This window comes from Pseudoduganella sp. HUAS MS19, assembly GCF_053615455.1.
The window spans coordinates 740877-763241 of sequence record NZ_CM132133.1 but is presented as its reverse complement, the minus strand read 5'-3'; the positions used below and the strand labels follow the sequence as shown (position 1 = coordinate 763241).

Genomic DNA, 22365 nt, shown 5'->3' with positions numbered 1-22365 from the left:
GCCCGCCGATCAGCGCTGCCCTTCGCGCGAGAAGGAATACGGCGCGTCGGCTGGCGCAATACCGCGCTGCCGGTTCGGTTGCGCCGACATCTCGACATCGAAGGTGGCGCCGCGCAGCAACTCGTCATGCCCCAGCCAGTTGCGCTGCAGCGCGCGGCCATTCAGTTGCGCGGCGCGGATATAGCGTGCTTCGGCGCTATTGGCTGGCGCGTTGATGCGAATCTGCTTGCCGTTTTCCAGATGGACGGTGGCACGCTGGAACAGCGGTGCGCCGACCACATATTGCCCGACTGCCGGCGTTACCGGGTAGAAGCCGAGCGCCGAAAACACATACCAGGCCGAGGTCTGGCCGTTGTCTTCGTCGCCGCAATAGCCATCCGGCGTCGGCTTGTACATGCGGTTCAGCGTCTCGCGGATCCAGTACTGCGACTTCCACGGCGCCCCGGCATAGTTGTACAGGTAGAGCATATGCTGGATCGGCTGGTTGCCGTGCGCGTACTGCCCCATGTTCGCCACCTGCATTTCCCGGATCTCGTGGATCACGGAACCGTAATAGCTTTCGTCATACACGGGCGGCATGCTCATCACGGTATCCAGCTTGTCGATGAAGGCGGTGCGCCCGCCCATCAGGTTCACCAGCCCGTCGATATCGTGGAACACCGACCAGGTGTAATGCCAGCTATTGCCTTCGGTGAAAGCATCGCCCCATTTGACCGGATTAAATGGCGACTGGAAGCTCCCATCCTTGTTCCGTCCGCGCATCAAGCCCGTCTCCGGATCGAACAGCTTCTTGTAGTTCATGGCGCGCCGTGCGTAGATGGCGATTTCCGATTCCGGCTTGCCGAGCGCCTTGCCCAACTGGTAGATCGCAAAGTCGTCGTAGGCATATTCCAGCGTGCGCGCGGCATTCTCGTTGATCCTGACATCGTAAGGAACGTAGCCAAGCTCGTTGTAGTACTTCACGCCGGCGCGGCCGACGGCGCTTACCGGACCTTCGTTTTCCGCGCCATGCTTGAGCGCTTGCCACAAGGTGTCGATATCGGGGCTGCGGCTGCCCTTGATCCAGGCATCGGCCACCACCGAGGCGGAGTTATTGCCGACCATGATGTCGGCGTAGCCGGGGCTGGACCACTCGGGCAGCCAGCCGCCTTCGCGGTAGGCATTGGCCAGGCCGGCCTGCATTTCGCGGTTGACCGATGGGTAGACCAGGTTCAGGAAGGGATACAGGGCGCGGAAAGTGTCCCAGAAGCCGGTGCCGGCGAACAGGTAGCCGGGCAGCACCTTGCCATTGTAGGGACTCCAGTGCACCGGCTGGCCGGCGGCATCGATCTCATACATCTTGTTCGGAAACTGCACCATGCGGTACAGGCTTGAGTAGAAGGTGCGCATCTGGTCGATGCTGCCGCCCTCCACTTCCACCTTCGACAGCACGCGGTTCCAGGCCGCCTTGGCGCGGGCGCGCGTGGCGTCGAAGCCGTCGCTGGCCAGTTCGCGCTGCAGGTTCAATTCGGCCTGCTCGGGGCTGATGAAGGACGAAGCGACCTTCATGTGCACCTGCTCGCCGCGCCGGGTCTTGAAGCCGACGATCGCGCCGCTATGCTGGCTTTCCATTTCAAGCGCGCCTTCCACCAGCTCCTTGCCGCGCCACACATCGGTGGAGGTGAACGGCTTGTCGAACAGCATGACGAAGTACATGCGGAAGCTCGACGGCAACGGACCGCGCGCATAGCGCGTGCTGTAGCCGATCACCTTGCGCTGTTCGGGGATGATCCTGACGTAGGAGCCTTGGTCGAAGGCGTCCACCACCACATAGCTCTTGTCCGATTCGGGGAAGGTAAAGCGGAACTGGGCGGCGCGCTCGGTCGGCGTCAGTTCCGCAGTGACGTTGGCGTCCGCCAGGTAGACGCTGTAGTAATAAGGCTTGGACGTTTCGGCCTTGTGCGAGAACACGCTGGCGCGCTCGTCTTCCGTGAAGCGCTTGGCGCCGGTCACCGGCATGACGGAGAACTGGCCGTAGTCGTTCATCCAGGGCGATGGCTGGTGCGTCTGTTTCAGGCCGCGCAGCTTGTCGGCTTCGTACTGGTAGGTCCAGCCGTTGCCCATCTTGCCGCTCTGCGGGGTCCACAGGTTCATGCCCCAGGGGACGGCGATGGCGGGATAGGTGTTCCCGTTCGACATTTCCGGCTTGCTGGAAGTGCCCATCAGGGGATTGACCCATTCGACCGGGTCGCTGATCTTGCCGACGAACTGTGCGGCCGCCAACGGCGCGCCAGCGGCCAGCACAAGCGCCAGGCCGGCGCGGAAGATGGTAACGCTCATCATTGATACCTCGTCTGGCTGTATGGACGGGCGCTGCTTGCGCGGCCCCACTCCTTGTTGGGCTCGGCCTGCATGCGGAACACCAGCTCGCCGCCGGCCACGATCTCTGCATGGCGCAGGAAGCTGCGCGCCAGCGGCTTGCCGTTCAGCGTGACGCTGCCGACATAGGCATTGGCGGGCGTCAGCTGCTCGGCGCGGATGGTGAAACGCTTGCCGTTCGGCAGGTTCAGCGTGGCCTTGTCGACGAAAGGGCGGCCGATCACATACTCATTGCTGGCCGGCGCCACCGGGTAGAAACCCAGCGCGGTGAAGGCCAGCCAGGCCGACATCTGCCCCAGGTCGTCGTTGCCGGCCAGGCCGTCCGGCTTGTTGTGGTACTGGCTGGCGACGATCTGCGCCAGGCGCGCCTGCGTCTTCCACGGAGCGCCGGCAAAGTTGTACAGGTAGGCCACGTGGTGCGACGGTTCGTTCCCGTGCGCATAGTGGCCGATCAGGCCGGAGATGTCTTCCATGTGGGCGTACACGTTTTCATCGACCCTGGCGTCGAAGACCTGGTCGATCTTCGCCTGCAGGCTTGCATCCCCGCCCAGCAGGCCGGCCAGGCCCGCGTTATCGTGCGGCATATACCAGGAATACTGCCAGGCGCTGCCTTCCGTGTAGTCGCTGCCGAAATTGGACTGCACCGGGTTGAAGGGTTCGCGGAACTCACCGGTCGATTTGCGGGCGCGGACGAAGCCGGTCCTGGTGTCGAAAACATTGCGGTAGTTCTGCGCGCGCTGGTAGAAGCGTGCTGCCACGTCCTTCCTGCCCATTTTCTCGGCCATACGCGCGATGGTCCAGTCGTCGAAGGCATACTCCACAGTCTTGGACGCGGCTTCCGGCTCGAGGTCGATCGGCACATAACCCAGCTTTTTGTAGTGCTCAAGGCCGCCATAGGGGCCGTAATCGGCGCTGGCCACCATCGCGGCCAGGGCTTCGTCGGCAGGGATGCCCTTGATGCCCTTCATGTAGGCGTCGGCAATAACCGGCACCGCGTGGTAGCCGATCATGCACCAGGTTTCCAGGCCGTGGAAAGCCCATACCGGCAGGATGCCGTGCGGGCTATGCCGGCGCGAAGCCAGCAGCGAGTTCACGAAATCGGCATTGCGCTGCTCCGGCTGCACCAGAGTGAGCAAAGGGTGCAGCGCGCGGTAGGTATCCCACAGGGAGAATGTCGAATGGTAGCGGAAGCCTTGGGCCTGGTGCACCTGGTTGTCCGGGCCGCGATACTTGCCGTCGCGGTCCATGAACAGGCTGGGAGCCAGCATGGCGTGGTAGAGGCTGGTGTAGACCATGCTGCGCATCTCGGCCGGCGCCTCGATGGCCACTGCCGACAGGGCGTCGTTCCAGGCAGTGCCGGCGCGCTGGCGTTCGGCGTCGAAATCCCAGCCCGGCATTTCTTCCAGGTTGGCCAGCGCACCGTCCTCGCTGACACCGGAAATCGCGACTTTCACCAGCAGGGTGCCATCCTCAGGCGTGCCGAAATCGAAGGCGGCCACCAGCGCCTTGCCTTGCACCTGCACCTTGCCGGCCGGCGTCTTGCCCGGGCCGGCGAAACCCTTGTATTCCACACCCTCCTCGCGGTTGAGCAGGGTGTGGCCGGCAATAGGGCGCGAAAGCTTGATGGCGAAATAAAGCTGGCGTCCGGGCGCCCAGCCGCGCGTGATGCGCATGCCGGTCATGGTGTGGCTGTCGCGCAGGCGCAGCGAGGACCACAGGTTCTTGTCGGCGTGGTCGTAGATGCTCTGGCGCAGGTCCAGGACCAGCTTCGCCTGCGCGCCTTTTGCATAGCGGTAGCGGTGCAGGCCGACCCGCTCGCTGGCAGTCAGCTCCACCTCAATGTCGTGGTCCTGCAGGCGCACCGCGTAGTAACCGGGTTGCGCGCGTTCATCCTCGTGGCGGAAGCGGGAGCGGTAGCCGCTGAACGGGCGTTCCGGGTAGCCCGGCTCCAGTTTGGTGTCGCCGCTGTACGGCATCAGCAGGATGTCGCCCAGGTCGGCGTGGCCGCTGCCTGAGAAATGGGTATGGGAAAAGCCGAGGATGGAGTTGTCCTCGTAGCGGTAGCCTGCCGCCCAGGGGTAGCTCTGGCGGAAATGCCGCACCTGGGTATCCGGGCTCAATTGCACCATGCCGAAGGGGCGGCTGGCGCCGGGAAAGGTGTGGCCGTCGCCACCGGTGCCGATAAACACGTTGACGGCAGCAGCCGGACTGCCCGCCGGCGCCGCTTGCGCAGCGGCGGCCAGCATCGTTGCAGTAAACAGCGCCATGAAAGGCCGGATACCCATGGTGTCTCCTTTTATGATGCTGCTTTTATACCTTTACCCGATATTTCCTCGCAATCGAAAGTGGCGCAAACGGCGATGTTTCAGAGAGTTTAGTAAACAACGGCCGTGCGGTACACCGGATACAGGTTGTGGCGCTCGTCCCAGGTGGCGTGGCGGCGCGCGAAGAAATCCAGGCGCGCGCGCGGGCTCTTTGCGAAAGCCGGGTCGCCTTCCAGCCTGGCCTTGAAGGCTGGCGCCAGGGCGGTGTCGGCAGCCAGCATATCGCGCGCCGCCTCCTCGGCTACGTACTCCTCCATGTACTCCTTGCGCTCAAGGTAGTTGTTGAAGAAGCCCCAGGCCGCCAGGGAATCGGCGCCGGCCGGCTCCAGCATGGTCATCAGCAGGCGCGACTTGGGCTGGGCGATCGGCACGAACAGGGCGCCCTTGCCGACTTCGCGTTGCTCCGGCTTCCATGCGCCCTTCCAGCTGGCCAACTGGTGGCCTTCGAAGGAGGTCGCGGTCAGCTTCGCTTCATCGGCGCGGAAAGTTTCCACCGTTATCCTGCCCGGCGCCTGCGCCAGGCGCCTGTAGCTGATGCCGTGCACCTTCAGCTTCGGTTCGACCAGCGCCGCCTGCGCGGCCGGCACCAGGTAGCCGCCGGCCGGCGCCTTGGCCATGACGTCCGGCACTACCTCGTCGCGTAGCGGCACGGTCCATTTCTGCGGTCTGGACTCGTCGTACTTGGTCCACACGCCGCCTGAGATGTCGGACGGAGTGCGGCTGTATTCGTAGCCCGGGAAGTCGATCATCTCGGTGCGTTCGGTAGTCTTGTAGCTAAGCGGCATGTCGGCCAGTTTGGCGGCGCGCACATCGGCTTCCGCCGCAACCTTCGACCAGGCCGCGCCGTTCTGTGCGAACTGCTCCATCATCGACACGATGGTATTGCGGGTCACTCTTACGCGATGCGGGTAGTCGCGCCACGCATGCGTTTCCACCAGCATCGCGAAGCGGTTACGCAGCGGGAAGTAGCCGGTCGAGAAGCGCGGCGTTGGCATGCTGTCGACGAAACCGGAATCCGGCTGGTCGGTCTTGTCGAAGGAGATGTAGAAGTGGCGCGGGTCGGAGCCCTGCTTGCGCAGGTCGGCCATGACGTTCTCGCGCATCTGCTTGCCGAGCGGGAGCAGTGCCGCATCGCCGCCGTGGACCGGTTCCACCTGGATCGATACGTCCGGCTGGAACTTGGCGCCGTTGGTGACATGCAGGTCGACGTAGGCCAGCGGATCCCATTCGTTGACCAGCCTGAGCATGGCCTGCATTTCAGGCGCATCGGCTTTCACATAGTCGCGGTTGAGATTGTAGTTCTGCGCCGTGACGCGCCAGCCCATTTCCGCCGGGCCGCGCTGGTTGGGCCGGTTGTTCTTGCCGAAGCGCTCATGGCCATCGACGTTGAAGACGGGGACAAACAGCACCACCTGCTTGTCCAGGGCGCCGGCGGCAGCCTTGCCGTCCAATGCTTCGCGCATGGCCCAAAAGCCCGCATCCTTGCCGTCGATCTCGCCGGCATGGATGCCGCCCTGCACCAGCAGCACCGGCAGCTTGCGCTGTCTGGCCGCGGCGGCAGTCAGCGCGCCGCTACGCGATATGGCCAGCGCCAGCATCGGCCGTCCCTCGGGCGTTTCGCCGAACGCGAAACAGCGCACCGCTTTCGGGTACGCCTTCTGGTAATCGGCGCACAGGCGCTGCACTTCATCGTAACGCCCCGTGGCCTGGTAGCCGGAGCGTTCAGCGAACGTGGCAAGGTCGGGCGCGCCTTGGGCCAGCGGGAAGGCGGCGAACAGGGAAAGCATTACTGCGGTACGAATCATCTCGATGCTCCGGCGGCTGGTTGGAAACGCCGAAGCATTATAGTGCGCTTCGCTTGAACAAGTGCGGCGTAGCCGGGATAGAATGGGCTCCTCCCGCCACCTTGAAGAGGACCTGCCCCATGCATCGATTCGCCCGCTTGTGCGCCGCCTTGCTGCTGTCCTGTGCCACGCAGGTGGTGCCAGCCGAAGAACAGCCCCGCCTCGATGTCACGGTCGATGTGCGTCACGTGGCAAAGGACTTATGGCGGGTCGACTACCGTTTCGCGCGCCCCGTCACGGCCATCAGGCTGGGTGCGGTCGACGACTACCGTGCGAAGGCGTGGAAGGTGCTGGGCGCAGGCATGCGCATGCGGGCCGGGCCGGAGTTCGACATCCTGTCGTCGGACGGCAAGCCTTTCAGCACGGCCAGCATCGAGATCCGTACCTTCGACGGCGTGCCTGGCAAGAACTATGCTCCATTCAACCGTTTCACCGATGGCGGCACGGCGATTTTCCTCGGTCATTTGCAGGGCGACGCCGAACTGGGCAAACAAGCCTGGCCGATGCGGGCCGATATCCGCCTCTCAGGCTGGCAACAGGAGAACGTCATCGCACCGCCCAAGAACCGCATGATTGCCGGCGGGCCGCGCGGCTACGCCTATTTCGGCCCGGCGCATGCGGCCCAGGCGGGCGCCGCGCATATCCTGCTTGATCCGAAAACGCCAGACTGGCTGCGCGACACCGTCCTGGACGCCGGCGCGAAACTCTCCGGCTATTACGAGAAGGCTTACCAGCGCCCCTTGCGCGACGAGCTGTTCATCATGCTGTCGGTGGCAGGCTTCGAAGCGCCCGGCCTCTCGATCAAGGGCGGCGCCGTCATGGGCCAGCTGTCCTACCGGGTCGAAGGCGCCCAGCTCGCCGGTGACCACCCGAAAAAGCGCGACTACGTCGCGCGCCTGGTCGCGCATGAAATGGCCCACCTGTGGCAACTGAATATTGCGCGCGGCGGAATCGGCGAAGACGAGCCTTGGATCCACGAAGGCGGCGCCGAAGCCATGGCCCTTGACGGTCTGCTGCAGACCGGCATCAGCAGCGCAGACAGCGTCAAGGCGTACCGCGCCGCCCAGTCGGCCGCGTGCGACAGGCTGGGCCAATCGGTCGCGTCTTACGATGGCATCTATGCTTGCGGTCTGCAGCGGTTCGAGCAGCTGGGGGTGGGCATCGTGCCGCTCTGGCGTTCGCTGATGCAGGCCAGCGAGGAACACGGCGCGGTCTATTCCAAGGCCATGCTCGATGGCATCGTGCGCCAGGGCTTGCGCGACTAATCGAGCAGGCCCAGTTCGGCAGCCCGGCCGATCGCATGGCGGGTCGAATACACCTCCAGCTTGGCCGCCACATTATGCAGGTGGAAGTAGGCGGTGCGCCGCCCTATGCCCAGGATGAGGCCGATTTCGGCGCAGGTCTTGCCTGCCGCGCTCCACTTGATGCATTCGAGCTCGCGCTTGGAGAGCTGCGGCGCCGGCGCGCGGCTCTGCTGGCTGAGCAGGTCGTCGGCGCGGCAATGCAGATGGGCGCCCAGCAGCACAAAGCTGGCCCGCAGCGCCGGCGAGGCCGCCAGCCGCGATTCCGCTTTGCCGTAGAAGTCGATGCGGCTGGCCGTGTGGGGGCCGCGCATGCTCAAGCTCAGCCCATGCTTGATGCCGGCCTTGCTCAATAGCTGGTAGACCGTCGGCGCCGCCACTTGCGACAGTTGCGCCGGTTGCCATTCGTGCGGCATCGCCGTCGAGCGCAAGTGCCGGTTGACCGGATCGGCCACTGCGCACTCGCGGTCGCCGAACATCTGCAGCACCGTCTCCTCGAGTGTGCCGGTCAGGTGGTAGCTGGCGCCCAGCGGCCGCCCGTGCTCCAGCTTGAGCATGAAGTCGGTGGCGCCCAATGGGGCCAGGCAGGCGCTCGCGCGGGCACGCAGGCTGGTCCAGTCGCCGGCGCGGACGATGGTGTCGTAAGCGTCATCCGGCAAGTAAGCATCTGTATCGCAGTGCACTCGGGGTTCCTCGCTTCTGGGTCGGGTTATGCGGCTGACGGCCGCCTCCAGGGACAGTAGAACAAACTTATTTTTTTCGCAACAATAATCAATATGTAACTTCCTCGGTGCAAGGCACCTGGACCGCGTGCTCGAGCATGCAGGCATACCAGTATTCGATTTCGGGCGACAAGCCGAGGCGGTTGTTCATCATGTGGATGTGCGCATCGAGCAGCGCCGCGATCGCGCGCGCCTGGCCCGGCGCATCAATGGCCGCCTGGCCGCTGAGCGGGCACTGCAACAAGCCGCGCCTTGCCAGCGCGCGCCAGCCGGCGATGGCCTGCTGTATGTGCGCCCACCATTCGCCGGCAATCCCCGGCGGCGCCGGTCTTCCGGCCTGCAAGTGCTCGATCAGCGCCAGGTAGCGCGCCCGTTGTATCGGCGAGACAAGTTGCGCCGCCGCCCGCAGGCTGCCGACCTCGCCCAGGATGGCTTGCCAAGTGGCCTGCATCTGCCGCAGGAAGCGCAGCAGGCTGGCGCGCTCGCCGCTTGCCGCCGCCAGCGCCACGCTGGTCAACAGCAAGCCCCGGCTGCGCCGCGCATTGGGGTCCGGGCTGGCCGCGACGACGCGCAGCGCCAGCGCGCTGGACAACGCAAACAGGCGCTCGCTGATTGCCAGCGCCTGCGCCCCGCCATAGCGCTGCAGTTCCGGCACATAGGCGATTTCCCTGACCGTGCCTTGCGGCAGCCAGCGGCGCGCCACGGCATCGACGTCGGGGCGCTCGAATACCATGTCGTCGGGATAGGCGAGCGGCCACGCCTGGCTTGCGGCCACATAGTGCGCGAGCTGGGCGCGCAAGCGGCTCAGCAGCTGCGCATAGGGCGCGGCCGGCATGTCCCGCACGCGCAGCCGGAGGTGCGGCCCCTGTTCCCAGTAGCGGATGTAGAACCAGCTTGCTGCCTGGCCGCAGGCGCACAGCTCGTCCATGCAGGGCGCGATCACCTCCAGCAGGAAGGCGTCGGCCCGGGCCGGATCGGCCAGGAACAGGTGGATGGAGCGCCAGCCCATGGTGTTGTCTCCTTGCTTCATATGCCGGGAAGCGTCATTTCAATCTGCATTTCCGCGACATGGTCACGGCCCTGCCAGCGCAGCGTGCCCACGCCCGGCGCCGGCAGCGCTTCCTGGATGCAGGCCGCCGCGCCGCTGCTGCTGCGGATGGCGGCCGCCAGCTGGCGCAGATGCAGCGGGCTGTCGAGGTGCAGGTAAAACGGCTTGCCGTCGAAGCGGGCGAACACTTCATCGGGCAGCCCATGCTGGCGGCGCAGCGCGTGCAGCGCGCGCGCGAACGCAGGCAGGGCGCCATGCGGGTCGGGCCAGCAAGCGCGCGGCACCACCCAGCTCCGGCGCGCGACAAGCACGCTGCCGACCTGCACGCGCGGCAGCGCCAGCAGCCGGCTGTCCGCTGCGCCCAGGCGCTGGTGCAGCAGTTGCCACAATTCCGGCAGCGGGCTGGCATTGCGCGCCAGCCAGCGGAAAGGCGCCGCCAGGTTACGCGCCTGCAGGAAGCCAAAGTAGTACAGCTCGTGCGGCACACCGCCCGCGTCCAGCACATCGAGGCGGTCGGTGGCAGCGTTGTAGACCAGACGCAGCGTCTCCAGGCTGTGGCGCGCGACCCCGGCGCGGCCGGGCTGCGCGCCGGGCAGCAGCACTTCGCCATCGGCCAGGCGCGGGTGCAGGTTGCCGTTGAAGCCGAACACGCCCGGCAATTCCAGGTAATTGCCCTGCGCCGCGCGGCTGCCGATATAGCGCCGCACCAGCGCCAGTTCCTGCTGCGGCAGCTCGCCCAGGAAACGCGACAGCAGCATGGAGCTGCCGCCGTACACGCGGTTCACCACGAAACCATGCGGCGCCGCCTCGTTATCGGTGCGCTGGCCGAAGAAGACCTGCGACGCCCCGCGCCGCCGCACCGTGCCCGGCAGGCGGACGGCCAGTTCCCGGCACCAGGCCGCGTCGGCCCGGCCGCCGCCCGCCAGCATGGCGTCCAATGCTGCGTCGCGCAGCGCCGCCATGGCCGGCGTGGGCGGCACCGGCCCGGACTCCAGGCTGTGCAGGAAGCCTGCGATATCGCAGCACACGCCGGCGGCGCCGTAGCGCTCGACGAAACGGGCGGCCAGCCACGATTGCGCCGCCGTGTCCGGATCGAACAATGGCTGCAGGGCCAGCCAGGCCTGCAAATCGTCCAGCACGCCAGACCAGCGCTGCGGACAGGCGTGCAAGGGCGGCCCGCCGATGCTGCAGTCTTCGAAAAATACCGGGGCCCGCGGCAGGCTGGCGCCGACGGCGGCCGCCATGCCGGCGGCGGCGCTATCGATGTCGCGGCGCAGCGCGACCCGCTGCGCCAGGCTGGCCTGCGGGTATGACTGGGCCAGCGCCCGCAGCCGCACGGCGCCCTGGCGCAGTGCGCCGCCGGCCTGCGGCGCCAGCGCGGGCGCCAGGCGCAGCATGTCGTCCAGCAGGTCGTCCTGCTGGTAGCGCGGCCAGTACGGATGCAGCAGGTTGAGCGACAGCATGCTGTCGACGAACTGGCGCGCCTCCGCCGCGTGCTGGGCCGGCAGCGCACGCGCCAGCGCCTGCGCCGCCGAGGCCAGGGTGAGCGGCTCGTCCAGCGCTGCCATCGTTGCCAGGAAGACCTGCAAGGGAGCGCTCAGCGCCGCGCTGCGCTGGGGGTGGGCCGCGCCCCAGAACTTGCCGTGGCGCGCCTCCGTACAAGCGAGCTGCTGCCAATGCAGGCGGCCGCCTTCACGACGGATGGTCGGGTTCAGCTGCAGCGGGAAGGCATCGCCCAGATGTTGCGGCGTGCGCCAGAGCGCTTCCAGCACATGCAGCAGCTGGCTATGGTTGAAGCGCAGCGCCAGGCGCGCCGCGCGCGCGCCAAGGTCGCCGCCATCGCCGGCCCCGTCGCGCCAGCTGGCCACGGCGACCAGGGTGAACGAGGACAGCGGGCTGGTCTTGAAGGCGGCGCGCATGGCAAACTCGAGCAACGTGGCCTGCAGGCGGCGCGCCGATTTGCTGTCGGGCGGCTCAGCGTCGTGCAGCCAGCGTTCAAGCAGGCCAAACAAAGCCGGGTTGCTGTAATGGATGCCCGCCATCAGGGCCGGCGCCTGCCGCGCTGCCGTGCGCAGGCGCTGCAGCGCACGGGCCGCCTCCTGCTCGAAGACGGCAGCAAACTCCCGTTCGGCCGCATGCAGCTGGCCGGCCAGGTCCGCCAGCCCGGCCAGCAGCGCGCGCTGGGGCGGCGCGAACCAGGCTTGCAGCAAATCGTCGCCAAGCCGCAGGGCTTGGCCGTTGAACGCGGCACGCTTGGCGGCCAGCAGTTCGCGCCGCGCCGCACGCGCCGCGCCGGCGCGGCACACCGCCTGTTCGATGGCGGCGCAGGCGGGCGCCGCCAGCTGCGCCATGCGCTGGCGCAAGGCGTGCATATGCTCCAGGCTGGCTGCTGCTGCGCCATCGTGCAACTGTTGCCAGTGCGCGCAGGGCTCGCCCGCCACCCGCAGCACGATATGCGGATGCAGCAGGCGGGCGCCGGCATGCCCGGGGGCGCCGGCCGGCGGCTGCGGCAAATGCTGGTCCTTCGGCATGCGGCTGCTCCTTGCTTACGGCCGGTAGCTGACCGGCGGCCGCGCCGCAAACGATTCGAACTTGCCGTTGTTGACCACCACCTTGGCCAGTTGCTTGGCGATCAGGTCGCCCTTGGCGTCGAAGGTGTGCACGCCGGTGACGCCGCGCCAGTCGCGCGTGGCGCGCAGCGCCGCTGCCACCGCGGCCGGCGCCGTGCTGTTGGCCGCCTGCATCGCCTGGGCCAGCAGCTTCAGCGTATCGTAGCCCTGCGCCGCGGTGGCGTCGGGCAGGCTGCCGTAGCGCGCCTGGTAGCGCTGGCCGAACGCCAGCACTTCCGGCCGCGGATCGTTCTGGTTGAACAGCGAAAAGACCACCGTGCCGTTGACGCTCGGGCCGCCCAGCTTGATCAAATCGGGCGAATCCAGGCCGGCGCCGCCAAACACCGGCATCTGCAGCCCCGCCGCGCGCATGTCGCGCAGGATTTGCCCCCCTTCCGGCAAGGAGCCGACAAAGAAGATGGCATCGATCTTCAGGAATGCGGCCCAGTTGCGCAGGGTGATGCTGCGGTCGCCGCCGCCCATGTCGTACGACTGGCGGTCGACCACGGTCAAGCCCAGCTCGTGGGCGCGCTGCTCGAAGCAGTTGGCCAGGTCGACGCCGTAATCGTTCTTGATGTAGTAGATGGCCACCCGCTTGTAGCCCTGGGCCGCCGCGTAGTCGCCGATCTGACGCCCCTGGTCGCGGTTGCCAGGCAGGCTGCGGAACACCAGCTTGCCGCCCTGTTCGGTGACCTTTTGCCCGCTGGCGCCCGGCGTGATCATCAGCAGCCCGGCCCGTTCGTAGATCAGCGAGGCGGGCGCCGTGATATAGCTGTTCAGGTGGCCGATCACGGCCGCCACCCCGGGGTCGTTGGCGATTTCCTGCGCCACCTGGCGCCCGGTATTCAGCGAGCCGGCGTCGTCCTTGAACAGCAGCCTGAGCTTGCGGCCGCCCAGGATGCCGCCGCTGCCATTGATTTCGTCGGCCGCCAGCTGCACGCCCTTGGCCAGCGTCGCCTTGCTCGACGTCAGGGGCCAGGCCACCGCCAGCGTGATGTCGCCGGTTTGCGCGGCCAACTGCTCGCTGCGCTGCTGCGCCAGCGATGCCTTCTCGCAGGCGCTCAGGGTCAACACGGTCAACAACAGCACAAACACAGTCTTCATGGCATTCCTCATGCTAGCTGGCGTTTGGCCAGTTCGGCAAACAAGCCGTCCTGGGCCATCAGTTCTTCATACGTGCCCGACTGCACCAGCCTGCCCTTGTCGAGCACGTAGATGCGGTCGGCGTTCATGATCGTGCTCAGGCGGTGGGCAATCACCACGCGCGTCGCTTTCAGCTGCTCCAGGCTGGCGCTGACGATGGCCTGGCTCTGGTTGTCGAGCGCGCTGGTGGCTTCGTCGAAGAACACGATCTTGGGCTGGGTGACGATGGCGCGCGCGATGAGCAGGCGCTGCCGCTGCCCGCCCGACAGCGTGGCGCCGCCTTCGCTGACCAGGGTGTGCATGCCCATCGGCATGGCTTCGATATCGCGGTCCAGGCCGCAGGCCCGCGCCGCCGCCCATGCATCGTCCAGGGTCAGGTTGTTGGCGCCGATGATGTTGGTGAAGATATCCCCGCTCATCAGGCGGCCGCCCTGCAGCACCACGCCCATCTGGCGCCGCACGGCGCCGATATCGATTTCGTTGAGGTTTTGCCCGTCCACGTAGAGCCCGCCGTTGCCGGGCTGCTCGAAGCCGAGCATCAGGCGCAGCAGGGTCGATTTGCCGGAACCGGAAGAGCCGACCAGGGCCACGAACTGGCCCGGCGCGATCGACAGCGAAACGTCGTCGATCACCGGCGGCGCATCCGGCGCGTAGGCGAAGCGCACCTTGCTCAACTCGATCGCGCCGCTCAAGGCGCCGGGGTAAGGCTTGCTGGCATCGACTTCCGGCAAGGCTTGCAGGATCGGCTTGGTGCGCTCGTAGGTGGCCGCCAGCGGCAGCAGGTCGATGCCGGTCTTGACCAGCGCCAGCGCGGCGTTGAGGAAGATGGTCCAGGCCACGCTGAAGGCGATGAAGTCGCCGGTCGACAGGCGCGCCATGTCGGCGCCGGCACCGGCCAGCCCGATGCTGGCGAACAGCAGGGCATTCGACAGCAGCGGGAAGGCGGCATTGAACACGGCCGAGCAGTTGGCCAGGGTGCCGGCGCGCAGCGCCAGCCATTTCTGGCGGCCGAAGCTGGCCGCCCAGTTGGCAAAGGCGCGCGCCTCGGCGCCCGTGATGCGCAGCTTGGCCACGCCGCCCAGATACTCGAACACCAGCCCGGCCACCTTGCCGTGCGCATCGGCCGCCTGGCGGCTGACGCCCGCGCTGGCATAGCCGATCAGCAGGTTGACGCCGACCGCCGCCAGCAGCAGGGCCAACGCCACCAGGGCCAGCTTGCCGCTGTAATAGAACAGCAGGAAGATGTTGAGCACGGCAAAGGCGCTGTTGATGGCAGTGGCAATCACCGTGCCCGATATGGCTTGGCGGATTTCATTGATGCCGTTGATGCGCGTCGCCAGGTCGCCCGCGCTGTAGCCGCGGAAGAAAGGCACCGGCAAGCTCAGCACACGGTCCCAGACGGCGGCCTGCAAGTCGCTGCTGGCCTTGCCCTCGATGCGCAGCATGGTCAGCGCGCGCGTCGCCTCCAGCAGCAGCGTGGCCAGGCTGGCCACGAACAGCATCAGCACCACCTGCAGCATGCCGCGCCCGTCGGCTGCCGGGAAGACGCTGTCGAACAGGTAGCCGCTGGCCAGCGGCAACGCCATGCCCAGCACGGCGCTGGCCAGGGCGATGGCGGCCACCACGGCCAGCTCGGGGCGCACGCTGCGCAGCAGGAAGCGCAGGATGTCGCGCAGCGCCAGCGCCTGCGGCGGCAGTCCGCGGTAGAACACGAAGGCAAAGGGCTTGAGCGCTTGCGCAAACGTGGCGCTGACCGGCTGCTCGGCGCCGCTGTCGGGATCGATCCAGGTATAGCGGCCGCCGCGCGTGGGCAGCAGCGCATGCGGGATGCAGCTGGCGTCGTGGAAGGCCAGCAGCGGGCCATTGTCCTGCAGCCACCAGTCGCCCTTCAGCGTGACCTTGCGGCTGCGCACGCCCGAGGCCTGGGCAATGGCCTTGATCGGGTCGCTGAAGCGGGGATCCAGCGGCGCCGCGCCCGGCTTGAATTCAATGCCCTGGCGCTGGCCGATCAGCTTGCACTGGGCCAGGATCAGGTTGCGCCCTTCCAACGGCGCCATGCCCGGCGCCTGCTGGTAAAACAGCGTGACCAGGGCGCCCAGCGCATCGCTCATGGCGCGGCTGCTGCGCGCGCGCTTGGCGTGCAGGCGGTCCAGTTCGGCGGCGTCGGCTTGCTCGGCCTGCGCGATGGCGCTGCGGTGCAGGTGGCGGAACAGGATGTCCACCCCGTCCAGCAGGGCGCTGCAGGGCAGCCCGGGCTGCAGCGCGTCGATCGGCCCGGCCGCCAGCGCGCTGCCGGCCGCCATGGCGAGGCGGCAATGGGGCGGCAGCGGCACCGCTGGCGCCGGCGCCAGCACCTCGCCGCCGCAGTAGCGCAATTCGCCCGCTTGCGGCGCCAGCCATAGGCCCGGCTGCGCCGGCGCCACTTCCTGCGCCTGCGCGGCGCTGCACGGGCCCGCTTCGAGCGGCACGGCCGGGGCCGCGCCGCGCGCCGCCAGCCCGCTGGCGATGCTGGCGGCCAGCCAGTCGAGCTGGGCAATCGCAGCGGCGCGCAGCGCTGGCTCGGCCAGCAGGGCCTGCACCTCGTGCCGGCCGATGCAACGGTAGCGGGCGGCTGCGGCCGGCAGCAGGGCCAGCGGCAGGCTGGCGTGGCCGCAATCGGCCGGCAGCCACAGCAGTTGCCCCGCTTCCAGCGAGAACAGCAGGGTGCGCGCACCGGCGCCACCGTGGTCGCCGGTGCGCACCAGGAATACATCGACCCGGCCGTACTCGATGAACCAGGCCGGGAAGTCCGGCCCGACCACCTGCAGGCCGCGTTCGCTGCCTGCGCAGCCGCACTGCAGCAGCTGCTGGTCCAGGCTGGGATCGTGTCGTTTATTCATTTGCCATCAGCCTCGCATAATGGCCGTCCAGGGCCAGCAATGTGTCATGGGTGCCGCGCTCGACCACCTGGCCGCGCTCGAGCACGATGATCTCGTCGCAGTCGCGGATCGAACTCAGGCGGTGCGCCACGATCAGGCAGGCGCAGCCGCGCCGGCGCAGGTTGGCATCGACCAGCTGCTCGGTCAGCGGATCGAGGGCACTGGTGGCCTCGTCCAGGATCACCAGGCGCGGGTTGGCGGTCAGGGCGCGCGCTATTTCCAGGCGCTGCCGCTGGCCGCCGCTGAAATTGGCGCCGCCTTCGCTGACCACGCCGTCATAGCCGCCGGCGCGCGCCGAGATGACGTCGTGGATGCAGGCATCCTTGGCCGCCTGCACCATGACGGCGTGCGCCACCGTGCTATCCCACATGGTCAGGTTGTCGCGCACGCTGCCCGAGAACAGGGCGATATCCTGGTCCACGGCCGCCATCGAATTGAGCAGCTGCCAGCGCGGCCAAGCCTGGCGCGGCTTGCCGTCAAACAGCACCGCGCCGTCCCACAACTCGTAGAGGCCCAGCACCAGCTTGGCGACGGTCGACTTGCCGCAGCCCGAGCCGCCCACCAGCGCCACACGCTGGCCCGGCTTGACCAGCAGGTTGAAGTCCTTCAGCAGCGGCGGGCCGAGGCGGCTGTAGCCGAAGGTGACGTTGCGCAGTTCCAGGCAGCCTTCCAGCTTGGCGCCGGCCACCGTCTGCTCGGTGCGGTCCAGGGCGGCGATGTCTTCGCAGGGATAGCGCATCACATCGTCAAGCCGGCCCATGTCGCCCTGGAAGGACTGGATCTTGCCGCCCAGCGCCACCAGGTTGTTGACCGGCACGGTGAAGCTGGCCACCAGCGCCTGGAAGGCCACCAGGGTGCCGATGGTCATCACGCCATCCATCACGCGCATGCCGCCCATGCCCAGCAGCAGGGCGCCGTTGACGGCAGTTAAGAATTTGGGCAGCAAGTCGAGCGCGATCGAGCTGCGGAACATGGCCTGGGTCGAGTTCATCAGCCGCGCCTGGTAACCGGCCCAGCGGCTGAAGAAGTCCGATTCGGCGCCCGAGGCCTTGAGCGACTCGATCAGCGCCAGGCCGTTCAGCGAGGTGCCGGACACCTTGCCCTGGTCGATGGCCAGCTTTTGCGTCAGTTCGACGCGGCGCTGCGAGACATAGCGCAGCACCAGCATATTGACGATCACGATGGCCATGGTCAGCAGGCTCATCGTCACGTCGTAGAACAGCATGATGGCGGCGAAGAACAGCGCGGTCAGCACGCTCAGCACGCCGCCGGCCAGGTCGGCCGAGAGGATCTTGGCCACCTCGTCGTTGATGCCGACCCGGGCCCCGATGTCGCCGGCCGAACGCTGGTTGTAGAACGACAGCGGCAGGCGCAGCACGTGCCAGAAGAAGGTTGCGGCCGTGCTCAGCCCGATGCGCATTTCCAGCTTCAGCAGGTAGTAGCGCTGCAGCCAGGTCAGCGCCGCCAGCACCGCCGCCGTGGCCAGCATGCCGGCGATCAGCGGCAGCGCCCAGCTGTCGAGCCCGCCCACCAGCACCTGGTCGATGAAGACCGAGGTGAAGGCGGGGATCACCAGGCCGGGCAGCACCAGCGCCAGGCCCACCAGCACCAGGTAGCTGACGGCCGCGCGGGCCCCGGCCAGACGCCGGCGCAGCCCGTCGAACAGGCTGGGCGGCTGGCCCGATGGCTGGAATTGCGGGCCGGGCTCGAAGGTCAGCACGACGCCGGTAAACGATTGGTCGAATTCTTCGGCCGACACGGTGCGCCGCCCGTAGCCGGGGTCGTTGATGTAGACCTGGTCGCCGGCGAAGCCGTCCAGCACCACATAGTGGTTGAAGTTCCAGAAGATGATCGCGGGCAGCTTCACCTGGCGCAAGCCCTGCGGTTCAGCGCGGAAGCCCTGGGCTTGCAGGCCGAACTGGCGGGCCGCCGCCAGAATATTGTTGGCCTTGCTGCCGTCGCGCGACACGCCGCAGGCGATGCGCAGCTGTTCCAGCGCGATGTATTTCTTGTAGTAGCTGAGCACCATGGACAGCGAGGCGGCGCCGCATTCCACCGCTTCCATCTGCAATACCGATGGCGTGTGCACGCCGCGCTTGCCGGCCCGGGCCAGGCGCTGCCAGGCGCGCTGCAGGATCGCGAGCAGCGCCTTCATTCGAGCCCGGCCACTTTCTTCAGGAAGGGAATCACCAGCGCCACCGGCCTTTGCTCGGCCAGCGTGATCGAGGCCGAGCAGGCGGTATTGCTCTGCAAGGCGAACGGCGGCCCGCTGCGGGTCGACCATTCATAGCGGCTGACGTTGGCTGCCGCCGGCTTGAGCGCCGCCATGATCTGGATCGGTGCCTGCGTGCCCGACAGCTGCTGCACCAGCTTGTCGTTGCCGAACACGCGCATCAGGCCCTGCTGGGTCGACGGGTAGCTGGCCACGGCCGTCACGAAGGCGGGCAGGTAGCCAAACTCCTCGCGTTTGGCGGTGCTGGGGCTGATCTCCACCTTCATGCCGCCGCGCACCTTCTTGCCCTCGGCGGCCGGCAGGTAGACATAGGCTTCCAGTTCGTTGACGTCGAGGCCGGACGATTCGATGGTCAGGATGTCGGTGCCGCGCTCGACCAGTTGGCCCTCGTTGGCCTTGACTTCCAGCACGCGCCCGGAATACGGGCTGACGATGGCCGTCAGGTGCTCGGCGTCGCGCACCAGGAGCCCGGTGGCGCGCCGCGCATCCTCCAGCGCATTGGCCGCCTGCGCCACCTCGTTGTCGCTCTGGCGCTGGGCGTCCAGGCGCGACACTTCCAGCTGCTTGAGCTGGCCGCGCAGGGTCTGCGCTTCGACTTCGATGGCGGCCGCTTCCAGCTGCGATGCCAGCAGAGTCTGCTTGGTGATCAAGCCCTGCTGGAACAGGCTGGCCTGCGATTCGATGCGCTCCTTGACCAGGGCCAGGCGCTGCGCCACCGACTGCAGCTGCTGCTCCAGGTTGCGCGCCTGCTGCAGCGTGCTCGCCTGGCGCAGCAGCGCCGCCTGCGCCGCCACAGCCCGCACCTGGGCGTGGCGCTCGCCCGCTTCCTTCAGGCGCGCCTCGCTGGCCAGGATTTTCGGCAGCAGGTCCGGCAGCTCGATGCGGCCGATGATCTGGCCGCGCGCCACCTGGTCGCCGACCGCCACCGACAGGTCGGACAGGCGGCCGCTGGCAGCGGTGGTCAGCAGGTTGACGCCGCCGCTCTTGAGCAGAATGCATTGCTGCGCGCTCAACTTGGTGGGCAGGCGGCCGAACACGCTCCACACGCTCACCGTCACCAGCAGCAAGCCGATGCCGGCCAGCGCCAGCCAGCCCTTGGCCGAGGTCACCTGCAGCAGGCAGTCGAGTTCTTCGGGGGATGACAGGCGGTTCAGCGCTACCTGGCGGAAGATGGTCTTGTTGGTCATGGTCGGCTCCGTGCAATCAAGGGGGCGGCGCGAGCTGGCCGGCCAGCGGGCCCAGCCCGGCCAGCTCGGCCGGGTCAAGCTCGAAACGGGTGGCCGCGCCGCTGCCGCCCGCCGGCGGCAGCAGGGTGCCGCTCTCGTAGCGCAGCCGTGCCAGCGCTTGCGCATAGGCCAGGTAGGTCTGCAGGTAGCTGGTGCGGGCGTTGATGAAGCGCGCTTCCACGTTGATCACGTCGATCAGGGTGGCGATGCCGTTTTTCTGCTTGACGATTTCCTGCCCGACGGCGCGTTCGTACAGGGCCAGCGCCTGCTGCGCCACCTGCAGCTGGGCGGAGCGGCTGGCCAGGCTGGCAACCGCGCTGTCGATGCCGGCCGCCACCGCCGCTGCCAGGTCGCGCCGCTGCACGACCGCCTGGTCGAGCTGGGCGGCACGCTCGCGCAACTGGCCGCGCGCCGTGTTGTTTTGCAGCGGGAATTCATACACCAGGCGCGCCGATACCGACGGCCCCTGCTGCACCCGGCCCGGGTCGCTCCACCAGGGATAGCGCTGGCTGCCGTCGTGCGCCTTGGCATAGGCCACGCCCAGTTCCAGGTTCAGCCCGGGCAGCAGGCGGTGGCGTGCCGCCTCGGCCTGGCGCGTGGCGGCCGCCACCTGGGCGCCCAGCGCCGCCAGGTCGGGCCGGCGTTGCTGGGCGGCCAGGCGCAGCTCGACCAGCTGGGCCTGGCCCGGCATGCCGATGGCCAGGATGGCCGGCAGGGCATCGGCCGGGGCCGCCAGGCCGGCGCTGGCGGCACCATCCATGCCCAGCACGCGGCCCAGTGCGATGCGCGCCTCGCTCAGCGCCAGCGCCGCCGCCTGCCGGCTGGCCACGCGGTCGGCCAGGTCGGCCTGCAGCAGCACCAGGTCGCCGCGCGGCTTTTCCGCCGCGTCCACCAGCTTTTGCGTGGAAGCGAGCAGTTCGCGGCTGCGCTGCTCGCTGTCGCGCGCCACCTGCTCCAGCGAAAATTGCACCGCATAAGCCCAGTAGGCCGACAGCGTGCGGTACAGCGCCTGCGCGGCGCTGTCGCGCAGCGCCAGTTCGCTGGCCTGCACCTGCAGGCTGGCGGCATCTTCCACCGCCGCCACCTCGCGCCCGCCGCGCCCGCGCAGCAGCGGCAAGTTCAAGGTCACGCCCAGCGTCACCGTGCCCGGTGCCTGCGCGCCCTGCACGGCGCTGTCTTGGTAAGACTTGGCGTCAAGCGAGGCGCCCAGCGTGAGGCCGCTGCGCAACTGCTGGCGCGCGCCGACCCGGTAGCCGGCGCTGTAGGTGGTGCCTTGCACGGCGCCGGGCAGCGGGCTGGGCACGTGCTGGCGCGCATAGTCGGCGCCGGCCGCCAGCACCGTGTCGAACTGGCCGCTGGCCTGCTGCAGCTGGCCGCGCGCCGCTGCCGTCGCGCTCTGCTGCACCTGCAGGTCCGGGTTGGCCGACAAGGCCAGGCGCAGCGCATCGGCCAGGCGCAGCGGCGGCGCCGCCAAGGCCGCCTGGCTGCAAACCAGCGCCAGTGCCAGCGCGGTGCCGCGCCGCTGGATATCACGTCGTTCCATGGATCAGCTCAATCGGGGAGGAAGGGCGGGCGCCATGGGCGTCCCGCTGCCTGCGCTATTCGCGCGCGTCAATGGTGGCTGCCGGCGTGATCAGCTCGGCAAACTTCATGACCGACAGCGGCGGATAGATGCCGAGCGACTTGGCCGCGTTCATGTTCACCAGGTAGGTGAAGCGTTTGAGCGAGTCGATCGGGATCCGGGCCGGCGGCAGCTTCCTCGACAGGATCTGGTCGGCCTTGTAGGCCGCCAGTTCGCCGACATTGGCATAGGTGCTGACCAGGCCGAACAGCGCGCCTTCCTCGCGGATCGGCGCCTCGGTGGCGGCGAACACCGGGATGCCGGCGCCGTGCGCTGCGCGCACGGCCACCCCGGCATGCTTGATCAGGAAAGAGTCCGACGGCAGGTAGATGAATTCCGGCTTACGCGCCACCAGCGCGCGCACCGCCACCCCGATGTCGTCGACCGTGGGCTGCTTGGTTCCGTCCACCTTGAGCGGCATCAGTTGCAGCGACAGCGACAAGGATGGCGCCGTCTTCTCCAGCTCGCGCACCGCCAACACCGAGTTGCGCTCGTTGGGGTTGTAGATCACGCCCAGCGTGCGCGTGCGGCGCATCGCTTCCAGCGCCTGCAGCTGGGCGCGCAGCGGCACCATGTGCGAGGCCCCGGTCAGGTTGCGGCCCGAGGATTGCAGGTTGCTGACCAGGCCGGCACCTACCGGATCGGCCACGATGTCGAACACGATCGGGATGTCGGTGATGTGGCGCGCCGCATCGGTGGCGCCTTCCAGCCCCGCCACCGCCGCCGTCACCGTGGTGCCGAAGGTATAGATCAAGTCCGGCTTCGCGTGCCGCGCCTCGCGCACGAACTCGGCAATCCGGGCCGGGTCGGCCTGGGCGTCGCGGATGATGAACTCAGCCGGTATCTTGCGCCGCTTGAAGTAATCCATGAAGCCTTTTTCGGCATCGGTCTCGCCGCGGTACAGCATCATCATGATGCGATAGGGCCGGGCGGCAGGGGCTTCCGGTTCGGGCGCGGCCTTGACGGCCGCTGTCGCACACAGCAGGGCCAGCAACAACAGTTGACACAAACGCATTAC

13 protein-coding genes are annotated in these 22365 nt (G+C 67.8%); 1 reads left to right on the top strand and 12 read right to left on the bottom strand.

The features are described 5' to 3' along the window. Window positions 1-9: 9 nt before the first annotated feature. The 3 genes from ACWBU6_RS03540 to ACWBU6_RS03530 form a co-directional block, all read right to left on the bottom strand. Entirely contained in the window at window positions 10-2322 is a 2313-nt protein-coding gene (locus ACWBU6_RS03540) for a GH92 family glycosyl hydrolase (protein WP_452647495.1), read from the bottom strand. After that, on the bottom strand, window positions 2319-4643 hold the full coding sequence (locus tag ACWBU6_RS03535; RefSeq protein ID WP_452647494.1) for a GH92 family glycosyl hydrolase: 2325 nt from the start codon (window positions 4641-4643) through the stop codon (window positions 2319-2321). Before ACWBU6_RS03535 ends, ACWBU6_RS03540 begins: the two co-directional genes overlap by 4 nt. Before the next feature lie 89 nt (window positions 4644-4732). Then, window positions 4733-6487: a M14 family metallopeptidase gene (locus ACWBU6_RS03530; RefSeq protein WP_452647493.1), complete on the bottom strand. Its 1755-nt coding sequence runs from the start codon at window positions 6485-6487 to the stop codon at window positions 4733-4735. Window positions 6488-6606: 119 nt separating this feature from the next. Between ACWBU6_RS03530 and ACWBU6_RS03525 the strand changes: the two genes are divergently transcribed. Then, window positions 6607-7791 (top strand): hypothetical protein, encoded by a 1185-nt coding sequence (locus tag ACWBU6_RS03525; RefSeq protein WP_452647492.1) that lies wholly within the window; start codon window positions 6607-6609, stop codon window positions 7789-7791. Here the strand turns inward: ACWBU6_RS03525 and ACWBU6_RS03520 are convergent. From ACWBU6_RS03520 to ACWBU6_RS03480, 9 genes are all read right to left on the bottom strand, one after another. Continuing rightward, window positions 7788-8510, bottom strand: a complete 723-nt coding sequence (locus ACWBU6_RS03520) for a helix-turn-helix transcriptional regulator (protein WP_452647491.1) — start codon at window positions 8508-8510, stop codon at window positions 7788-7790. The genes ACWBU6_RS03525 and ACWBU6_RS03520 overlap by 4 nt on opposite strands. Window positions 8511-8598: 88 nt before the next feature. Then, on the bottom strand, window positions 8599-9558 hold the full coding sequence (locus ACWBU6_RS03515) for a thiopeptide-type bacteriocin biosynthesis protein (protein ID WP_452647490.1): 960 nt from the start codon (window positions 9556-9558) through the stop codon (window positions 8599-8601). Window positions 9559-9575: 17 nt separating this feature from the next. Next, window positions 9576-12128, bottom strand: coding sequence for a lantibiotic dehydratase (locus ACWBU6_RS03510; RefSeq protein ID WP_452647489.1), 2553 nt, complete (start codon window positions 12126-12128; stop codon window positions 9576-9578). A gap of 15 nt (window positions 12129-12143) precedes the next feature. Next, window positions 12144-13310 (bottom strand): ABC transporter substrate-binding protein, encoded by a 1167-nt coding sequence (locus ACWBU6_RS03505; RefSeq protein ID WP_452647488.1) that lies wholly within the window; start codon window positions 13308-13310, stop codon window positions 12144-12146. 8 nt (window positions 13311-13318) lie between these two features. Further along, the gene (locus ACWBU6_RS03500; protein ID WP_452647487.1) at window positions 13319-16228 is read right to left on the bottom strand and encodes an NHLP bacteriocin export ABC transporter permease/ATPase subunit; all 2910 of its coding nucleotides are present in this window, start codon (window positions 16226-16228) and stop codon (window positions 13319-13321) included. Next, window positions 16221-18422, bottom strand: coding sequence for an NHLP family bacteriocin export ABC transporter peptidase/permease/ATPase subunit (locus ACWBU6_RS03495; RefSeq protein ID WP_452647486.1), 2202 nt, complete (start codon window positions 18420-18422; stop codon window positions 16221-16223). The genes ACWBU6_RS03500 and ACWBU6_RS03495 overlap by 8 nt, the downstream gene beginning before the upstream one ends. Then, window positions 18419-19687 carry an NHLP bacteriocin system secretion protein gene (locus ACWBU6_RS03490; RefSeq protein WP_452647485.1) on the bottom strand — a complete coding sequence of 423 codons (1269 nt, stop codon included), beginning with the start codon at window positions 19685-19687 and terminating at the stop codon, window positions 18419-18421. The genes ACWBU6_RS03495 and ACWBU6_RS03490 overlap by 4 nt, the downstream gene beginning before the upstream one ends. Before the next feature lie 16 nt (window positions 19688-19703). After that, on the bottom strand, window positions 19704-21269 hold the full coding sequence (locus ACWBU6_RS03485) for a TolC family protein (RefSeq protein ID WP_452647484.1): 1566 nt from the start codon (window positions 21267-21269) through the stop codon (window positions 19704-19706). Window positions 21270-21324: 55 nt separating this feature from the next. Beyond that, window positions 21325-22362: an ABC transporter substrate-binding protein gene (locus ACWBU6_RS03480; protein WP_452647483.1), complete on the bottom strand. Its 1038-nt coding sequence runs from the start codon at window positions 22360-22362 to the stop codon at window positions 21325-21327. Window positions 22363-22365 lie beyond the last annotated feature (3 nt).